The following is an 18,003-nucleotide window of genomic DNA, read 5'->3' on the forward strand; positions in this document are numbered from 1 at the left end:
TGTATCGTAAAAAAGTTGGCACGCTTTTTGCTTATAGTAGTGTGTGCTAGGAGGTGGTTGTTCACACAGAAATGATAGGGGTTTCTGTGAAGTAGTGAGGAAGAAGGAGTTTTGCAGATGGATATTCGATTGGCACGTATAGATGATCGTTTAATCCACGGGCAAGTCGCAACAGTTTGGTCGAAGCAAACAGGTGTTGAACGTATCATTGTGATCAGCGATGTAGTCGCTCAAGATAAATTGAGAAAGTTTCTACTAAAAGAAGCTGCACCGCCGGGGATCACAGCAAATGTAATAACCGTGCAGAAAATGATTCAAATCTATCATAGTGGATTATTATCACGAGCAAAAGTGATGCTTTTATTCACCAATCCCCAAGATGTTGAAGCGGTTGTCCGCTGCGGTGTACAGTTGAAGTCGTTGAATATCGGCGGTATGAGTTTTACTGAAGGCAAATCAATGATTACCAATTTTGTTTCAGTAAATCAACAAGATATTGATTCCTTTCGTTACTTGAACAGTCAAGAAGTGGAGTTAGAGATTCGAAAAGTACCTGCTGACAGGAAAATCCTTTTGATGGAACTACTAGCGAAAATCAAAAAGGTGTAGCAAGAATGGTTGTTGGAAAAGGTCAAATAATTCTGTTGTAATGGTTAGCAATTATTAATATTTTTGAATTTGTTACAACAAAAGTAAATAGGAGGTATAAATATGGTAGGGATTATCCTAGCAAGTCATGGACAATTTGCTGAAGGAATCTTACAATCCGGTTCAATGATCTTTGGCGAACAAGAAAACGTCAAAGCCGTGATTTTGAAACCAAGTGAAGGTCCAGATGACTTGAGAGCCAAATTGGAAGAAGCGGTTGCTTCTTTTGATAATCAAGACGAAGTGTTATTCTTAGTTGATTTATGGGGCGGAACACCGTTCAATCAATCAAACACATTATTCGAAGAGCACAAAGATAAATGGGCAATCGTCAGCGGTTTGAATTTACCAATGTTGATTGAAGCCTACGCATCACGCTTTTCAATGGAATCTGCTCATGAAATTGCAGCACACATCATTGAAACAGCAAAAGACGGTGTAAAAGTAAAACCGGAAGAATTAGAACCGGCAGAAGCACCGAAAGCAGCAGTTGAAGACGCACAACCTAAAGGAGCACTTCCAGAAGGAACTGTGGTCGGAGACGGAAAAATCAAATATGTATTAGCACGTGTTGACTCACGTCTGTTACATGGACAAGTTGCGACAGCTTGGACAAAAGCAGTGCAACCAAACCGTATTATCGTTGTTTCAGATGCAGTATCAAAGGATGATCTGCGTAAGAGACTAATCGAACAAGCTGCTCCTCCAGGTGTAAAAGCAAATGTTATTCCTATTAGCAAAATGATCGAAGTAGCAAAAGACCCTCGTTTTGGAAATACCAAAGCATTGCTTTTATTTGAAAATCCTGAAGACGTATTGACAGCTGTTGAAGGTGGCGTAGACATCAAAGAATTAAATGTTGGGTCAATGGCGCATTCGGTCGGTAAAGTCGTTGTAAGTAAAGTATTGTCTATGGGACAAGAAGACGTTGAAGCGTTTGAGAAGCTTGAACAAAAAGGTGTGAAATTCGATGTACGTAAAGTACCTAATGATTCACGCGATAACATGGATGATATTTTGAAAAAAGCAAAAGCTGAATTAGCAAAAGCGTAATAAATAATATTAAAATTTATAGGAGGCTTATCATGTCTATTATTTCAATAATTTTAGTCGTATTAGTTGCCTTTCTAGCTGGTATGGAAGGTATTCTTGATGAATTTCAATTTCATCAACCACTAGTGGCATGTACATTGATCGGTTTAGTTACCGGTAACCTCGAAGCTGGTATCGTACTTGGCGGTACGCTTCAGATGATCGCTTTAGGTTGGGCAAATATCGGTGCCGCTGTAGCACCAGATGCTGCATTAGCATCAGTAGCATCAGCAATTATTTTAGTTTTAGGTGGACAAGGTGTTAAAGGTGTTCCTTCTGCGATCGCGATTGCCGTTCCTTTGGCTGTTGCAGGGTTGTTCTTAACAATGATCGTACGTACAATCGCTGTTCCAATCGTTCATTTGATGGATGCGGCTGCTGAAGAAGGAAACATCCGTAAGGTTGAAATGTGGCACATCATTGCTGTATGTTTACAAGGGGTTCGTATCGCGGTCCCAGCAGCAGCGTTGCTATTTATCCCAGCACAAACTGTGCAATCATTCCTTGAATCAATGCCAGCATGGTTAACAGATGGTATGGCTATCGGTGGGGGAATGGTCGTAGCTGTAGGTTACGCTTTGGTAATCAACATGATGGCTACAAAAGAAGTATGGCCATTCTTCGTTATTGGTTTCGTTGTAGCTGCAATTTCTCAATTAACATTGATTGCTCTAGGTGCTTTAGGTGTTGCATTAGCTCTTATTTACTTGAACCTTTCTAAAATGGGTGGTTCATCAAATAATGGAGGCGGAAGCAACTCTGGTGACCCTTTAGGCGACATTTTGAATGACTATTAATCTTGAAGGAGGAAAATAAAATGGCAGAAGAAAAAATCAAATTATCAAAAAAAGATCGTTTAGCTGTTGCGTGGCGCTCTACCTTCATTCAAGGTTCATGGAACTACGAACGTATGCAAAACGGTGGCTGGGCATTTTCTATGATTCCAGCAATCAAAAAATTATACAAAACAAAAGAAGAACGTTCTGCAGCATTAAAACGTCACTTGGAATTCTTTAATACACACCCATACATTGCTTCTCCAATTTTAGGGGTTACATTGGCTCTGGAAGAAGAACGTGCGAATGGCGCGCCTGTTGATGATGTAGCGATTCAAGGGGTTAAAGTAGGTATGATGGGTCCTTTAGCTGGTGTTGGTGACCCAGTGTTCTGGTTTACAGTACGTCCAATGCTAGGTGCACTAGGTGCTTCATTAGCTATGGGAGGAAATATCCTTGGACCAATCATCTTCTTCTTAGGTTGGAACATTATTCGTTGGGCATTCATGTGGTATACACAAGAATTTGGCTACAAAGCTGGTTCTAAAATTACTGATGACCTTTCTGGCGGATTGTTACAAGACGTAACAAAAGGTGCTTCAATTTTAGGGATGTTCGTATTAGCTGCCCTTGTACAAAGATGGGTATCAATCAAATTCTTACCAGTTGTATCAACTGTAAAATTAGATAAAGGTGCTTACATCGAATGGGATAAATTGCCTTCAGGTGGTGAAGGAATCAAGAGTGCATTTGAACAAGTTAATAATGGCTTAGCCCTTTCTCCTGAAAAGGTAACAACATTACAAGACAACTTAGACCAATTGATTCCTGGTTTAGCTGCATTAGGATTAACATTGTTATGTATGTGGTTGCTTAAGAAAAAGGTTTCTCCAATCGTTATCATCCTTGGTTTATTCGTAGTCGGTGTTGTTGGACACGTCATCGGACTTTTATAATCCATAAAAATATAGCTCGGGCGTTGTCCCGAGCTTTTTTTATATAGTATACTGTTCATAAACAAATATCTGGAGGGAGAAAATGGTTCAATCAATCAATACAAAAGTAGACTTGGTAATTGATGCTACTTCGTTTACGGGTCTGACAGATTACGGGCAAATCATGATAGGTGATAATGGTTTTGAGTTTTACCATGCGCGAGATAGACGCAAATATATCCAAATTCCATGGGAAGAAGTGGATTATGTACTAGCATCAGTCATGCTAAAGGGAAAATGGATTCCTCGATATGCCATTCAAACGAAAAAAAATGGTACATACACATTTTCTTCCAAAGAACCTAAAAAAGTGCTTCGTGCGATCAGAGAATATGTAGATGAAGATAGAATGGTACAATCATTGAGTTTCTTTGATGTAGTGAAACGTGGTATTCGTAGTATGTTTAAACGCAAGTAAAAAATAAAGAAAACTTCTAAGAGGAGGTTTTCTTTATTTTTTTACTTTGCAGAAGAAAATATGAAATAGCAAAACCAATTATTTGTCCCCTTTAAATCCCATATGCTAAAATTGATTAGCAAAGAAGGAGGTTATATTATGAGTTGGTTATGGACATTGATTGTTGGAGCCGTGATCGGAGCAATTGCAGGTGCGATCACCAGTAAAGGAAATTCGATGGGCTGTGTAACGAATATCATTGCTGGACTAGTCGGTTCAAGTATTGGACAAGCGATTTTCGGCGAATGGGGACCAAAAGCTGCAGGTATGGCACTTATTCCATCTATTTTAGGCGCAGTGATTTTGGTAGCAGTTGTCTCATTTTTCTTTGGAAAACGATCATAAGTTTTTACAAAATAGTAAACTAAAAGGAGTTGCAGCGAGACTGTGACTCCTTTTTGGCTTTATTTATTTAAAATAAAAAGAAGTTTTCCGGAAATTTTTATTTAACTGTCGTGTACGAAGAAAAGTTTGCTATAATGGAAAAAAGCGTGCAAAGAAAGAGGGAGTTTCATTATGATGCTACGTGTAGAAAAATTGCGCAAAAAAATGCAAGAAGAAAATTTGGATTCATTTTTGGTTACCAGTCCGTACAATCTTCGTTACTTAACGAACTTTACAGGTACGACAGGATTAGCTGTTATTACTTTGGAAAAAGCATTTTTTATTACTGATTTTCGTTATACCGAGCAGGCGGCAGCGCAGGCTCAAGGGTTTGAAATTATTAAAAATGTCGGACCTATTTTTGATGAGGTAGCAAACTTAGTACGCAAAGAAGAACTGCACTCATTAGCTTTTGAGGAAACAACAGTCTCATTTTTAGAATATTCGGTTTTAGAAGAAATCATCGATGCGGAATTAGTACCTGTTTCACAGATGATCGAAGAACTCAGAGAAGTGAAAGATGAAGAAGAAATCGCTATTATCGAAAAAGCATGTCATATTGCGGATATGGCATATGATCACATCCTGAAAATGATCCAACCGGGCATGACTGAGATTGAAGTCGCAAATCAACTAGACTTTTATATGCGTTCTCTTGGCGCTTCAGGTGTTTCTTTTGATACGATCGTTGCTAGCGGATTGCGTTCGGCTATGCCGCATGGTGTAGCAAGCAAAAAAATCATCGAACAAGGTGACTTGATCACATTGGACTTTGGTTGCTATTACGAAGGGTACGTTTCCGATATGACACGTACATTCGCTATTGGTGATCCTGGGGAAAAATTAAAAGAAATTTATCAAATAGTCTTAGATGCTCAATTAGCAGTTATTGATGCTGCAAAACCAGGAATGACTGGTGTCCAATTAGATGCAGTTGCTAGAGATTATATTTCAAAACATGGTTACGGGGAAGCATTTGGACATTCTACAGGACATGGGATCGGTTTAGAGATCCACGAAGGACCAAACGTTTCTTCTCGTGCAGAAAAGCAATTTGTACCAGGAAATGTGATCACTGATGAACCAGGGATCTACTTACCAGGAATCGGTGGAGTACGTATTGAGGATGACTTGTTGATCACAGAAGATGGAAATCGTGTGTTGACTCGTTCACCAAAAGAATTGATCATCTTATAGTTTCATCAATAGAAGAAGTAAGCGTAAAAATCAGTGTTCACAGACTTTGTTATAGAAAATCACTCGATTTAATGATACACTATAGAAGAACTTTTAAGCTGTAAGAGATAATAAAGTTGGGTGTTTTCTCCAATTCATAGCAGTTTGCAGCTGATCGGCGGCAGTTTTCTTACCACGTGATCACTATGCCGCATCATAGAGAATTCGGATGTATCTCGTGCTTAGGCAAAGGGAGGAATAAATAAATGGCAGATGAAAAAAATTTGATTTTAAACGCAAACCAAGATTTAGGAGAGATCGTGATCGCTCCTGAAGTCATCGAAGTAATTATCGGGATTGCAGCTTCTAAAGTAGAAGGCGTATACGGAATGCGCGGAACTTTTGCCAGCAATGTCACTGAATTATTAGGACGTGCAGCTCACGGAAAAGGTGTTTACTTAGCAAACGAGGAAGATGGCTTGAAAGTAGATCTTTACTGTTATCTAGAATATGGTGTTTCAGTTCCTAAAGTAGCAATGGAAATGCAGGAACGGGTCAGCCAGCAAGTCCTTTTCATGACGGATATCGATTTATCTGAAGTCAATATCCATGTAGTAGCTGTTGTTCCTGAAAAATTAGAACAACCAACAATCGAAGAACTTTTTGAAGACGAAGAGGAAGAGAATGAATAAAGAATTATCAAGACACGAGATTCGGGAAATGGCATTGCAGGCTTTATTTCCATTAGACTTCAATGCAGACCTAACAAAAGAAGATGCGATTTTCAACGCAATCGAATTAGACCACCGCGACATGATCAACGAAGATGAATCAGAGTTTGTTCCTGTTTATCTTGATACGCTAGTTGGCGGTGTCTGTGCAAAAAAAGATGAATTGGATAAAGTGATTGAAAAACATTTAAAAAACAATTGGCACATCAATCGGATCTCAAAAATGGATTTGGTGATCTTGCGTATCGCGATTTTTGAAATGACTTATGTGACAGATGTACCAGCGGCTGTTGCTTTAAATGAAGCAATCGAGTTGGCAAAAACATTTAGTGATGACCGTTCACGTAAATTCGTCAACGGTGTTTTATCCAATGTATTGAAAGAATTAGAAGCTGGGGCGTAAGTCCTAGCTTTTTTCTATGAATCATCATAAACCTGTTATAAATCGGGAAAATTCTATGGTAGAATGAAAACACAAAAAATATCTGGGAGTGGTTAGATGGCAGAATTGATTAACGGAAAAGAATTAGCTGAAAAAATGCAGGCAGAGATTGCTGAAAAAATCCAAAAATTGAAAGATAATGGTATCCATCCCGGATTAGTCGTTTTATTGGTAGGGGAAAATCCAGCCAGCCAAATCTATGTAAGAAATAAAGAACGTGTAGCAAAAGAAATCGGAATCCATTCATTGGTAGAGCGTTATCCTGAGACGATTTCTGAAGACGAACTACTTGCAGAAATTGAAAAATACAATCAAGATCCTAGTTTTCATGGTATATTGGTCCAATTACCATTGCCAAAGCATATAGATGAAGAAAAGATCCTGTTAGCTATCCGCCCTGAAAAAGACGTAGACGGTTTTCATCCGATGAATTTAGGCAGACTCCTTGCGGGTAAACCGGACAAGATTCCTTGTACTCCATACGGCATCATGAAAATGTTTGAAGCTTATTCTATCGATCCGGCGGGTAAACGAGCAGTAGTTATCGGACGAAGCAATATCGTCGGTAAACCGATGGCTCAGCTACTCTTGATGGCAGATGCAACTGTTACTGTTGCTCATTCTAAAACCGAAAATCTGGCTGAACTGGCACAAGAAGCAGATATTTTAGTCGTAGCAATAGGACGTGGACATTTTGTCACAAAAGAATTCGTAAAACCAGGTGCTGTAGTGATAGATGTAGGGATGAATCGTGATGCTAACGGTAAGCTGATCGGTGATGTGAAATTTGATGAAGTGGAGCCTATTGCAGGCTGGATCACTCCTGTGCCAAAGGGTGTAGGGCCAATGACTATCACGATGCTGATGTATCAAACCGTAAAATCTGCCGAAGCTTTTGGAGCAGGTGAATAGATGGCACAAGAATATTTAACTGTCACTACATTAACGAAGTATTTGAAAAGAAAATTTGATGCCGATCCTTATTTAGAACGCGTATATTTAACAGGCGAAATATCGAATTTCCGTTTACGTGCCAATGCCCATCAATATTTCAGCTTAAAAGATGACCATGCAAAAATATCTGCTATTATGTTCAAAGGAGCATTCCAAAAATTACGATTCCAGCCAAAAGAAGGAATGAAAGTCCTTGTCGTTGGGCGTATTTCATTATATGAAGCGGGAGGTTCTTATCAAATCTATGTAGAGCACATGGAGCCTGATGGAATAGGTGCTTTATATCAAGAATTGGAAGAACGAAAAGAAAAGCTGATGAAGGAAGGCCTTTTTCAAGGGCCTAAAAAAATGCTGCCACGTTTCCCAAAGCGAATCGCGGTCCTTACCAGTCCAAGCGGAGCGGTTATCCGCGATATCATCACGACGGTGAAAAGAAGATATCCAATTGTCCAATTGGTTTTGTTCCCAACAGTTGTACAAGGAAACCAAGCAGCGGACAATGTTGTCAGGAATATCCAGAGAGTAGAAGAGATGGGCAATTTCGATACAATGATCATCGGTCGTGGGGGTGGTTCGATTGAGGATTTATGGCCGTTTAATGAAGAGCGGGTTGCTCGGGCGATTTATCAAGCTAATACGCCGGTGATTTCATCTGTAGGACATGAAACAGATACCACGATCGCTGATTTAGTAGCAGATGTTCGGGCTGCCACTCCAACAGCAGCTGCAGAATTAGCTGTTCCTGTTTTGTCAGAAGAGTTGATGCGCATTCAAGAACGGCAAGCTAGATTGCAGCAGGCGTTTGTACGCCAGATCCAGCGCAAACAAGAACGGTTCGAGCGTGCTCGACGTTCCTATGTATTTCGGCAGCCTGAAAGATTGTATGAAGGTCAGACCATCAAATTAGACCAGTTGAAACAGCGATTATATCAAGCTACACAGCAAATTTATCATGCGAAAGAAAAACAAACGATCGCATTAAGCCACCAATTGGAACAAGTGGCTCCGCTTTATCGAGTTAAAGCAGCTCGCCAAGAAACTGCTTATCTAGAAAAACGCTTAGAAGAGAAAATCCAACAATATATGAAACAACAGCAGCAGCGTTTTGCTCAAGCTGTTCAATCTCTTGATTTGTTGAGTCCATTGAAAATCATGGGAAGAGGCTACAGCTATACGACGTTAAATGATCAAGTAGTAAAAAGTGTCACCGAGATTCATCAAGGGGATTTGCTGACGATCCATTATCAAGATGGAATCGTTAAAGGACAAGTACAAGAGATAGACAAAGGAGAATAAAAATATGGAAAATCCAACTTTTGAAGAGTCACTGCAAGAATTAGAAAAAATTGTCATGCAGTTAGAACAAGGAGACGTTCCATTAGAATCAGCTCTAGATTCGTTTAAACGAGGAATGGAATTAAGCAAACATTGCCAAGATACATTAGCTAAAGCAGAAGAGACCTTGACGAAAATGATGACAGAATCAAATGAAGAAGTTGATTTTGACGGAAACGAGGAAAGCTGAGATGAGATTAACTGACTTTTCAGCTATTCATCTACCTGCTGTAGAAAAAGAAATCTTGTCTTTTTTAGATGAGCATACAACGGATAGAGGACTCTATGATGCGATGAGTTATTCAGTGAAAGCAGGCGGGAAAAGAATACGTCCCTTATTACTTTTAACGGCCGTTGCTTCCTTTGATGAGCCTATTGATGTTCCCGTCTATCAAGTAGCAGCTGCTTTAGAAATGGTGCATACGTATTCCTTGATCCACGATGATTTGCCTGCGATGGACAATGATGATCTTCGTAGAGGAAAACCTACCAATCATAAAGTATTCGGCGAAGCATTAGCTATATTGGCCGGAGATGGTTTGCTTACAGGAGCATTCCAGCTAATCAGTATGGCACACTTAGGTAATTCTCCTAAGCTTCTGCTGCTTCAGCAATTAGCTGTTTGTGCGGGATCACAAGGTATGGTTGCTGGGCAAGCTGCAGATATCGAGGGCGAATCGAAAAAGCTTTCTTTAGAAGAATTAGCATTTATTCATGAAAGAAAGACAGGGCATTTGATTCGTTATGCCTTGCTGGCTGGTGGCATATTAGCGAAGCAACCTGAAGAAATCTTATTGCTACTTCAACGATTAGCCGAACATTTAGGTTTAGCTTTTCAGATAAGAGATGATCTACTCGATGTGATTGGTACAACGAAAACATTAGGGAAAACAGCTGGTAAAGATGAACGTATGGAAAAAAATACTTACCCGCGTTTATTAGGCCTAGAAAAGACACGTGAGGCGTTGGAGATTGAGCTGTTATCCGCCAACAAGATCATAGACAAATTAGAAGAGGACGTTTTTTCTTTTGATGGCGGGCTGATGCGCCAGATGATCAAGCAATTTGATGTGGAGAAATGAGGGAAAGAATGGAAAAAGAACGCGTAGATGTATTAGCGGTCAAACAAGGATTATTTGAAACAAGAGAACAAGCCAAACGTTCAGTGATGGCTGGTTTGATTTACAACGAAAAAAACGAGCGGTTTGATAAACCGGGAGAAAAAATTCCAGTGAGTAGTGAATTAAGAGTCAAAGGTAAAAAACTTCCTTATGTTTCTCGAGGGGGATTAAAATTAGAAAAAGCACTCAAAGCATTTGATCTATCTGTTGAAGGAAAAACATTGTTAGATATTGGTGCATCCACTGGCGGATTTACTGATGCAGCTTTGCAAAATGGCGCAAAAATGAGTTATGCTTTAGACGTTGGCTACAATCAGCTAGCTTGGAAAATAAGACAAGATCCTAGAGTCGTCGTAATGGAAAGAGTGAATTTTCGTTATGCAAAACCCGAAGACTTTACCTTAGGAATTCCAGAAGTTGCTGTTATCGATGTTTCTTTTATTTCACTAAAACTGATGCTGCCTCCATTACATGCTATTTTAAAAGAAGAGGGAGAAGTGATTGCTTTAATCAAACCCCAATTCGAAGCAGGCAGAGAAGCTGTAGGGAAAAACGGAATTGTTCGTGACCCTCAGACCCATCAAAAAGTTTTAGAAGACATTTTGTCATTTGCGGCACAAGGTGGATATGATGTGCTGGAATTAAGTTATTCTCCGATCACGGGGGGAGAAGGAAATATCGAGTTCTTGGCTCACTTGAGGAAAGTACCCGAAAGCGGAACAATCAATTCAGCTATTAATATGGCAGAAGTGGTTTCAAATGCACACGAACAGTTTGACCATAAATAAATTGTAACTGTGAAAATCAAGTGAGAAGTATGCGGATTCTTCTTTATTATACCAAGGAAATAAGCTATCATTGATTAAGAAGAATATGCTAAGGAGCGAAGACGTAATGAGAAAAAAAGATCGGCATCGTTTGATTACTCGATTGTTGAGTGAGCAAGATATCCGAAAGCAGGAAGAATTTGTTGAAATCCTGAAAAGCAAAGGAATATCTGTTACTCAAGCTACGATTTCCAGAGATATAAAGGAACTGAAACTGATCAAGGTACCGGCTTCAGATGGCGGCTACCGTTATAGCATACCAGCTGAAACAAACGAAGATGTAAATACTAAATTGGAAAAACTATTAAAAGACGCTTTCGTGGCAGTTGACCAAATGGAAAAATTTGTTATTTTGAAAACATTGCCGGGAAATGCTTCGGCAGCAGCAAATTTGATTGATAAACGTTACAAGAAAGAATTATTTTCGATTATCAATGATGACGATAATGTTTTGATGATTACACGAACTGAAGACCAGGCAGTTTTATTGAAGAAAGACTTCCTGCATTACCTTTAAGTTGAGGAGCGAATGTGATGCTACAAGAAATCAGTATTACTAACTTTGCGATTATTCCGGAATTGCGGCTTTCTTTTCACGAAGGAATGACCGCGCTGACCGGAGAGACTGGTGCGGGTAAATCCATTATTATCGATGCTTTAGGTCTGTTAGCAGGAGGAAGAGGTTCAAGCGATTATATACGTCAAGGAGCAGAAAAATGTGTGCTTGAAGGGTTGTTTGAACTACCAAAACAAGAAGGATTCTCTGAACTGATGGTTGAATTAGGGATCGAAACAGATGAGGACAATCTGATTGTTCGACGGGATATGTCCTTAACTGGAAAAAATGTTTGTCGAGTGAATGGTCATATTATCACATTAGCTAATCTGAGAAGAATCGGCAGTTATTTAGTAGATATCCAAGGACAAAACGAACATCAGGAACTGCTCCAGCCTGAATCACATCTTGCTTTATTGGATCGTTTTGGAGATGTAGCTTTCCAACAGAAGAAAAAGAGTTATCAGCAAGAATATATCTCTTATCGTGAGCTGGAAAAAAGGGTACGAAAAGTGCAGCAAAATGAAAAATCCTATGTTCAGAGAATAGATATGCTCCATTTCCAGCAAGAAGAAATAGCTGCTGCTGATTTGCAAGTCGGAGAAGAAGAGAAATTAAAAGAAGAAAGAGAAAAACTTAGCAATTATCAAAAAATTGCTGATGGATTAGCTGCAGGTTACGGAGCACTGACGAATAATGAACAAAACAGTGTAGATGGTGTTGGCTTGGCCGTTTCAGAACTGCAAGGGATCGCCCATCTAGATGTGGAGTATGAAGCAATTTATGAAAATATCCAAAGTGCTTACTATTTGCTGCAAGATGCAATCGGCGATATGAGTCGTCAGATTGATTTATTGGAGTTAGATGAGAGTCGTTTAGAAGAAGTTACGCAACGTTTAGAATTAATCCGACAGTTGAAACGTAAATACGGCGAATCCATTGAGTCAATATTGGCTTACTATGACGAAATCACCGAAGAGCTAGCTTCTTCTGATTTTTCAGAAGGTCAATTGGACAAAATGAAAGAGGAACTAGAGCAAAAAGAGCTTCTACTTCAGCAACAAGCCGCAGATCTTCATGAAGCGCGTAAAAAAATCGCAAAAGAATTGGAAAAATCCATTCTGCATGAATTGAAAAGTCTGTATATGGAAAACACTGAGTTTGAGGTACGTTTCTTAAAAGAAGAAAATAGACAATTGAATCATGATGGATTTGACCAAATCGAATTTTACATTACGACCAATCCAGGAGAGCCACTGAAGCCTTTGGTGAAAGTCGCTTCTGGTGGCGAACTGTCTCGGATGTTGCTTGCTTTGAAAACTATTTTTTCTTCTGAGCAAGGTGTGACAAGTATTATTTTTGATGAAGTGGATACAGGTGTGAGCGGAAGAGTTGCACAGGCCATCGCAGATAAAATTTCTCAAATATCGAAATACTCTCAAGTTTTGTGCATCACTCATCTGCCTCAAGTTGCTGCAGTCGCCGACTATCAATATTATATTGTGAAAGCAGTGATTGATGGACGTACGCAAACTTCTGTTTCAGAGTTGAAAACAAAAGAAAGAGAAGAAGAAATTGCACGTATGCTGGCTGGAAGTGAGATTACAAAACTCACACTCGAACATGCAAAAGAACTATTGAAACTCGCAAAAAGGACCTGAGCCACCTCGCAGTGGTTCAGGTCCTTTTCAGCAGCTGATAGCTATATTTTATGGCTCTTTGTCAATAAGGACTGATGGGTTGTACAAAATCAAATCTGGGTCAGAATGAACCTCATTCTGGCTCAGATTTTTTGTTATCTTACTTTGATTAATTGATTGATCAAAAAGATTCTAATTCTCATGTTCTCAAATGATTTAAATCCGTAGGATACTCGTTTCATTGTCTTTATATGGGTATTCTTCGCTTCTATTTTTCCATTGGTGTAAGGATAGATCATCGCGTTGGTGATGCCTTCTTCATAGGTCAGAAGGTTTTGGAGCTTTTCCCGAAAGCCGTCATCTAACGTTTCGGGAAGTTCTGCCAATAAGGAGAAAAATAAGTCAGGGTCTTTGTCTCGAAAGGCTTCAACTAATTCATGAAAATAGGGATACGCCTCCTTCAGGGACGTAGAAAAGCCAAGCAATCGATCAATCATCATCGCTTCCGTAAGAAATGGGTATTTTGGTGCTCGAAAACTTTTCCATGTTTTGTATTCATAATGGTTGATGTTTGCACGATTTTTTAGCAAAAAGCGCCAGTTCTTTTTCAGTTTTTCTGCCTGACTTTTCTGTCCTACTTTACGAAGTTCATTCATTTCACGGATACGCAACTCATTAAAGGCTTGATTCATGTGTTTGATAATATGAAACCGATCAATCACTACTTTCGCATTTGGCAGAATACGTTTGGTAAGCTGGAAGTAGGCGGCGTTCATGTCTGTGACTAAAAATTTTACTTCTTCAGGATTAGCGCAGCCTAAGAAATAGCTTGTTAATCGAGGCAATTTACGCGTAGGCAAGACATCAATTAATTGTCCTGTTTCGCCATCTGCGCAAATAAAGCTCATTTTATCTTCTATGGAAGCGTGCGAACGAAATTCATCAACCATCAATACTCTGGGGAGAATCCTCTTAGATTGCTTTGGTAAGTAGCTTTTAAACTCTTTCAACGTACGAATAACGGTGGTCAAAGATACCTGACAATTTTTCGCAATAAAAGATAAAGATACTTTTTCAGTCAGTAAAGAAGCAATTTTATATCTGACATGATTCGCGATTGAATGTCTGGGTTGAACAAAATAACTTTGAGCCGTCCAATGGGTTCGACAGTTTTTACAGGTATAGCGCTGCTTTTTTAAGCGCATAACCAAAGGCATGTGATTGTATTGTTCAAAGCGGACAATCGTTTCCTTCTTCCCATTTTTCACTACAATTACTTTCCCGTTTCCATCTACCACAGTAGAACCACAATTTCTACAGGTATGGGGAGCAGGTGAGAAAACAGCATCGACGATCAACGTCTTTTTCTTCTGAAAGGTCTCGTAAGAGACCTCTGTAATCATCAAATCTTTCTCTATTAATCGCAGCATTTTTTTGATAGAATCATTCATATAGCATATCGTCCTCTCAGTTGTTTATTTTGTCGTGATTTAATCATACTAGAGAACGATATGTTTTTTAATACCTAAAATAAAAATGGGGCTGAAGAATCAATTCTGATTCATCAGTCCCATAAATTATAGAGCCTATTTTATTTTTACATGACACTCATTACAGCAGTCAATACAACAGATCCAATCGTTAAAATCAGCATTGTCCAAATGACAAATTTTGTTACTTTAGCAAAAGTACTTGTTTGTTTTTTTTCACGCATTGTTTTCAACCTCGTCATTAATTAGTTGATTCAAGTGTACAATCTTTTTTCCATTTCCACAAGAGGGCTTTTTTATAAAAACTTCCCTTTTTTTAAATAATAGGTAGTTACGATACAAATAAATAATGTTAATAGAACTAGCCATATAAAGGCATCATCCCTTTCAGCAATAGGTAACTTAATGTTCATTCCATAGATACTGCCGACGATTGTCGGTATAGTTAAAATAATCGTTAAAGAAGTTAAAATTTTCATAATATTATTCAGATTATTCGATACGATTGCTGAAAAAGTCTGATTCATTTGTTCTACTAGTTTTAATTGAATGCGAGAAGTAGTCATTGCCTGCTCTGTTTCCACCAATACATCACGTAAATGATTTTTCAAAGCATGATTTTCTTGGAAAAGTTTATTTTGCGCTAGTTCTTTCAATGCATCTAAATTAGCAGAAGTCGCTTCTCTGAAATAAACGAGGCTTTTTTGGATATCCATGATTTGATAAAGTTGTTTGTTTTCAGTGGATACTTGAAGTTTGGCTTCCAAAGTATCGCATTGAGATTGAAGCGTAGCTAAATAACTGTTGTAAGAGAGTGTGACCTGCCAAATGAATTGAAAGAAGATATTGAGATTAGGCGAAATATCACTTTTTGGAAAGGTCTGGCTAAAGACTTTCTTTAAAAACAGTGGTTCATGATTCGTAATTGTGATAAGCTTCTTTTTGGGCGTCAAAATAATAGAGAGCGGGTATGTATCCACTTGAAAATAACCGCTAGGACTTGTTTTAGCAAAAGGATATTGTAACAATAATAACGCTGGCTTTGTCAACTTTGATTGATTGAATTCTTCTGTACGGGAATTTTCTGCATCGTCCAATATGGAAGTGATGTAATCTGACGGAATTTCAAATTGATGTGTCAGCTGATGAATCTCTTCTTGATTAGGACGTTCTACACAATACCAGATCGTTTGGTCAGTTTCCTTTCCGGTATTACGCAGTTTCTCATTATCTAATGTAAAATATTTGATCATGATTTTCCTCCTGTTGCCTGTTTCTTTTATTATAACGGATAGGGAATTGGAATACATGGAATGTGTTTGTAAGATATAGAATATAACTGCATAAATTTAAATAAAATGAAACAGTTGTGTAAAGTATATACAGTATACTTGAAGCAACGATAAAAAAGGAGTTTACGTTCATGGGCACATTCACACCACTTATCTTGTTTTGGTATATTTACCCGGTAATCGTTTTGTTTGGTTGCCAATTTCTTGTAAAATTATTTTCGTTAAATCGTCGTTTTAAAATAAAAGCCCCTGATTTGGCGATTCCTTTTTTGTGGGGCGGTATGCATGCATTGTCTAGAAATACAGGGACAATTTCTATCTTACCGTTTTTCTTTATTTCTGTTTTGCTAATGGGAATTTGTATTGCTGTTTTCCAAGCATATTATTATGAAGAAATTATTTATCCGCGTTATTTCAAGATGACTTGGCGTTTGGTTTTTCTGTTGACAATCGTCTTGTACGCTGTCTTGATCATTGTGAACATACTTTCTTACCTATGAAAAAAATAGAAAAGCTGTAAAAAGTCTTTTAAAAGGCTTTTTGCAGCTTGATTTTTAAAAAAATGTTTATGAATAAAAAAAGTTGTTCCCGGATTTCCCAGAAAAGGTGGTAGAAAGTGGGGGATTGTGGTAGACTAATTTTAGTTAGTGGAGGAATGGGGGGCTTTCAATGTTGATGGGTGAATTCCAACATAATATTGATGCAAAAGGACGTTTAATCGTGCCCTCAAAACTTCGTGAAGAACTTGGCGAAAAGTTTGTTCTGACACGCGGATTGGATGGCTGTCTTTTCGGCTATCCGATGAGCGAATGGGAAAATCTGGAAGCTAAACTGAACGAAATGCCGTTGGCTAAAAAAGACGCACGTACTTTTGTGCGATTCTTCTATTCGGCTGCCACTGAATGCGAACTTGATAAACAAGGACGAATCAATATACCCAGCACGTTAAGAAATTATGCAGCTTTGACAAAAGGTTGCGTAGTCATCGGTGTATCTAACCGAATTGAAATTTGGGATGAGACACGATGGCAAGATTTTTCTGCAGCAGCAGAAGAGAACTTTGACGAAATTGCTGAAAGTATGATTGATTTCGGACTATAAGAATAGGAAGAGGCTGACTAATGACTGAAACATTTCAACACTATACAGTCATGTTGAAAGAAACGGTAGATGGATTGAACATCAAACCGGATGGCGTTTATGTAGACTGTACACTCGGCGGTGCCGGACATAGTGAATATTTATTAAGCCAACTAAGTTCTAAAGGGCATCTGTATGCGTTTGACCAAGATCAAAAAGCAATCGATCACGCCAAGCTGCGTTTAGCTTCTTATGTCGAACAAGGTATGGTCACATTTATCAAAGCGAACTTCAGAGAATTAGAAGAACGCTTGAGTGAGCATGTAGATAAGGTAGACGGCATTTTGTATGATCTAGGGGTTTCCTCTCCTCAGCTAGATGAAGCAGAACGTGGATTTAGTTATCATCAAGATGCACCGTTGGATATGCGCATGGATCAGTCAGCTCCTTTATCCGCTTATCACGTAATTAATGAATATTCCTACCATGAATTAGTAAAGATTTTCTTCCGCTATGGCGAGGAGAAATTTTCCAAACAAATTGCTCGTGAAATCGAACGAGTACGAAAAACAAAACCAATCCAAACAACTGGTGAGCTTGTCGAAATCATTAAACAAGTCATCCCAGCTCCCGCAAGAAGAAGAAAAGGCGGGCATCCTGCAAAAAGAATTTTTCAAGCTGTGCGGATTGCAGTAAATGACGAACTCGGTGCCGAAGAGGCCTCTTTAGAACAGGCAATCCGGTTATTGAAAGTCAATGGAAGAATCAGCGTAATCACATTCCATTCATTGGAAGACAGAATTGTCAAAAGTATGTTTAAAGAATATAGTACGGTACAAGATCTACCACCGGGACTTCCTGTCATACCTGACGAATTCCAACCAGAACTGAAAGTCATTACTCGTAAACCAATCCTTCCTTCAGAGGAAGAGCTAACAGAAAACAATCGATCACGCAGTGCAAAGTTACGTATTGCAGAAAAAATAAGAATGAAAGAGGAGTAGAAT

At 38.8% G+C, this 18,003-nt stretch carries 22 protein-coding genes; 19 read left to right on the forward strand and 3 right to left on the reverse strand.

What is annotated here, in order from left to right; genetic code table 11:
* Window positions 1-117: 117 nt before the first annotated feature.
* From ACIFUW_RS03410 to recN, 16 genes are all read left to right on the forward strand, one after another.
* Window positions 118-609, forward strand: coding sequence for a mannose/fructose/sorbose PTS transporter subunit IIB (locus ACIFUW_RS03410; protein ID WP_002289455.1), 492 nt, complete (start codon window positions 118-120; stop codon window positions 607-609).
* A 102-nt stretch (window positions 610-711) separates the two neighbouring features.
* Entirely contained in the window at window positions 712-1,701 is a 990-nt protein-coding gene (locus tag ACIFUW_RS03415; protein ID WP_002289456.1) for a mannose/fructose/sorbose PTS transporter subunit IIB, read from the forward strand.
* Between the two features lie 32 nt (window positions 1,702-1,733).
* Complete coding sequence (locus ACIFUW_RS03420; RefSeq protein ID WP_002294546.1) at window positions 1,734-2,537, forward strand: PTS mannose/fructose/sorbose transporter subunit IIC; 804 nt, start codon at window positions 1,734-1,736, stop codon at window positions 2,535-2,537.
* Between the two features lie 20 nt (window positions 2,538-2,557).
* Window positions 2,558-3,472, forward strand: a complete 915-nt coding sequence (locus ACIFUW_RS03425) for a PTS system mannose/fructose/sorbose family transporter subunit IID (RefSeq protein ID WP_002286670.1) — start codon at window positions 2,558-2,560, stop codon at window positions 3,470-3,472.
* Window positions 3,473-3,554: 82 nt separating this feature from the next.
* Window positions 3,555-3,929 (forward strand): DUF956 family protein, encoded by a 375-nt coding sequence (locus ACIFUW_RS03430; RefSeq protein ID WP_002286668.1) that lies wholly within the window; start codon window positions 3,555-3,557, stop codon window positions 3,927-3,929.
* Between the two features lie 138 nt (window positions 3,930-4,067).
* Window positions 4,068-4,313 carry a GlsB/YeaQ/YmgE family stress response membrane protein gene (locus tag ACIFUW_RS03435; protein WP_002286666.1) on the forward strand — a complete coding sequence of 82 codons (246 nt, stop codon included), beginning with the start codon at window positions 4,068-4,070 and terminating at the stop codon, window positions 4,311-4,313.
* Window positions 4,314-4,484: 171 nt separating this feature from the next.
* Window positions 4,485-5,549 carry a M24 family metallopeptidase gene (locus ACIFUW_RS03440; RefSeq protein WP_002286665.1) on the forward strand — a complete coding sequence of 355 codons (1,065 nt, stop codon included), beginning with the start codon at window positions 4,485-4,487 and terminating at the stop codon, window positions 5,547-5,549.
* Between the two features lie 245 nt (window positions 5,550-5,794).
* A complete protein-coding gene (locus ACIFUW_RS03445; protein WP_002286664.1) occupies window positions 5,795-6,220 on the forward strand; it encodes an Asp23/Gls24 family envelope stress response protein in 426 nt (141 codons plus the stop codon).
* On the forward strand, window positions 6,213-6,662 hold the full coding sequence (gene nusB, locus ACIFUW_RS03450) for a transcription antitermination factor NusB (RefSeq protein WP_002286662.1): 450 nt from the start codon (window positions 6,213-6,215) through the stop codon (window positions 6,660-6,662). Before ACIFUW_RS03445 ends, nusB begins: the two co-directional genes overlap by 8 nt.
* Before the next feature lie 96 nt (window positions 6,663-6,758).
* Complete coding sequence (locus tag ACIFUW_RS03455; RefSeq protein WP_002286660.1) at window positions 6,759-7,613, forward strand: bifunctional methylenetetrahydrofolate dehydrogenase/methenyltetrahydrofolate cyclohydrolase; 855 nt, start codon at window positions 6,759-6,761, stop codon at window positions 7,611-7,613.
* Window positions 7,614-8,951, forward strand: coding sequence for an exodeoxyribonuclease VII large subunit (gene xseA / locus ACIFUW_RS03460; RefSeq protein WP_002286658.1), 1,338 nt, complete (start codon window positions 7,614-7,616; stop codon window positions 8,949-8,951). It begins immediately after the preceding gene.
* Window positions 8,952-8,955: 4 nt separating this feature from the next.
* Window positions 8,956-9,180: an exodeoxyribonuclease VII small subunit gene (locus ACIFUW_RS03465; protein ID WP_002286657.1), complete on the forward strand. Its 225-nt coding sequence runs from the start codon at window positions 8,956-8,958 to the stop codon at window positions 9,178-9,180.
* A 1-nt stretch (window position 9,181) separates the two neighbouring features.
* On the forward strand, window positions 9,182-10,072 hold the full coding sequence (locus ACIFUW_RS03470; protein WP_002286656.1) for a polyprenyl synthetase family protein: 891 nt from the start codon (window positions 9,182-9,184) through the stop codon (window positions 10,070-10,072).
* An 8-nt stretch (window positions 10,073-10,080) separates the two neighbouring features.
* On the forward strand, window positions 10,081-10,899 hold the full coding sequence (locus ACIFUW_RS03475; protein WP_002286655.1) for a TlyA family RNA methyltransferase: 819 nt from the start codon (window positions 10,081-10,083) through the stop codon (window positions 10,897-10,899).
* Window positions 10,900-11,005: 106 nt separating this feature from the next.
* Window positions 11,006-11,455: an arginine repressor gene (locus ACIFUW_RS03480; protein ID WP_002286653.1), complete on the forward strand. Its 450-nt coding sequence runs from the start codon at window positions 11,006-11,008 to the stop codon at window positions 11,453-11,455.
* Between the two features lie 17 nt (window positions 11,456-11,472).
* Complete coding sequence (recN, locus tag ACIFUW_RS03485; RefSeq protein ID WP_002286651.1) at window positions 11,473-13,155, forward strand: DNA repair protein RecN; 1,683 nt, start codon at window positions 11,473-11,475, stop codon at window positions 13,153-13,155.
* A gap of 134 nt (window positions 13,156-13,289) precedes the next feature.
* On the opposite strand, the gene ACIFUW_RS03490 is transcribed toward recN, so the two are convergent.
* The 3 genes from ACIFUW_RS03490 to ACIFUW_RS03500 all read right to left on the reverse strand — a co-directional run bounded on the left by ACIFUW_RS03490 (window position 13,290) and on the right by ACIFUW_RS03500 (window position 15,877).
* Window positions 13,290-14,585, reverse strand: coding sequence for an ISL3-like element ISEfa5 family transposase (locus ACIFUW_RS03490; RefSeq protein ID WP_002297185.1), 1,296 nt, complete (start codon window positions 14,583-14,585; stop codon window positions 13,290-13,292).
* Between the two features lie 146 nt (window positions 14,586-14,731).
* Entirely contained in the window at window positions 14,732-14,848 is a 117-nt protein-coding gene (locus ACIFUW_RS03495) for a DUF4044 domain-containing protein (RefSeq protein ID WP_002291876.1), read from the reverse strand.
* 72 nt (window positions 14,849-14,920) lie between these two features.
* Window positions 14,921-15,877 (reverse strand): magnesium transporter CorA family protein, encoded by a 957-nt coding sequence (locus ACIFUW_RS03500; protein WP_002286649.1) that lies wholly within the window; start codon window positions 15,875-15,877, stop codon window positions 14,921-14,923.
* Between the two features lie 170 nt (window positions 15,878-16,047).
* On the opposite strand from ACIFUW_RS03500, the gene ACIFUW_RS03505 reads away from it, so the two are divergent.
* The 3 genes from ACIFUW_RS03505 (at window position 16,048) to rsmH (ending at window position 18,000) form a co-directional block, all read left to right on the forward strand.
* A complete protein-coding gene (locus ACIFUW_RS03505) occupies window positions 16,048-16,416 on the forward strand; it encodes a DUF3397 domain-containing protein (RefSeq protein ID WP_002286647.1) in 369 nt (122 codons plus the stop codon).
* A 169-nt stretch (window positions 16,417-16,585) separates the two neighbouring features.
* The gene (mraZ, locus tag ACIFUW_RS03510) at window positions 16,586-17,017 is read left to right on the forward strand and encodes a division/cell wall cluster transcriptional repressor MraZ (protein WP_002286645.1); all 432 of its coding nucleotides are present in this window, start codon (window positions 16,586-16,588) and stop codon (window positions 17,015-17,017) included.
* Window positions 17,018-17,037: 20 nt separating this feature from the next.
* On the forward strand, window positions 17,038-18,000 hold the full coding sequence (gene rsmH, locus ACIFUW_RS03515) for a 16S rRNA (cytosine(1402)-N(4))-methyltransferase RsmH (RefSeq protein WP_269528369.1): 963 nt from the start codon (window positions 17,038-17,040) through the stop codon (window positions 17,998-18,000).
* The last annotated feature ends 3 nt before the right edge of the window (window positions 18,001-18,003 follow it).

Source organism: Enterococcus sp. PLH-Efm8 (assembly GCF_053011625.1).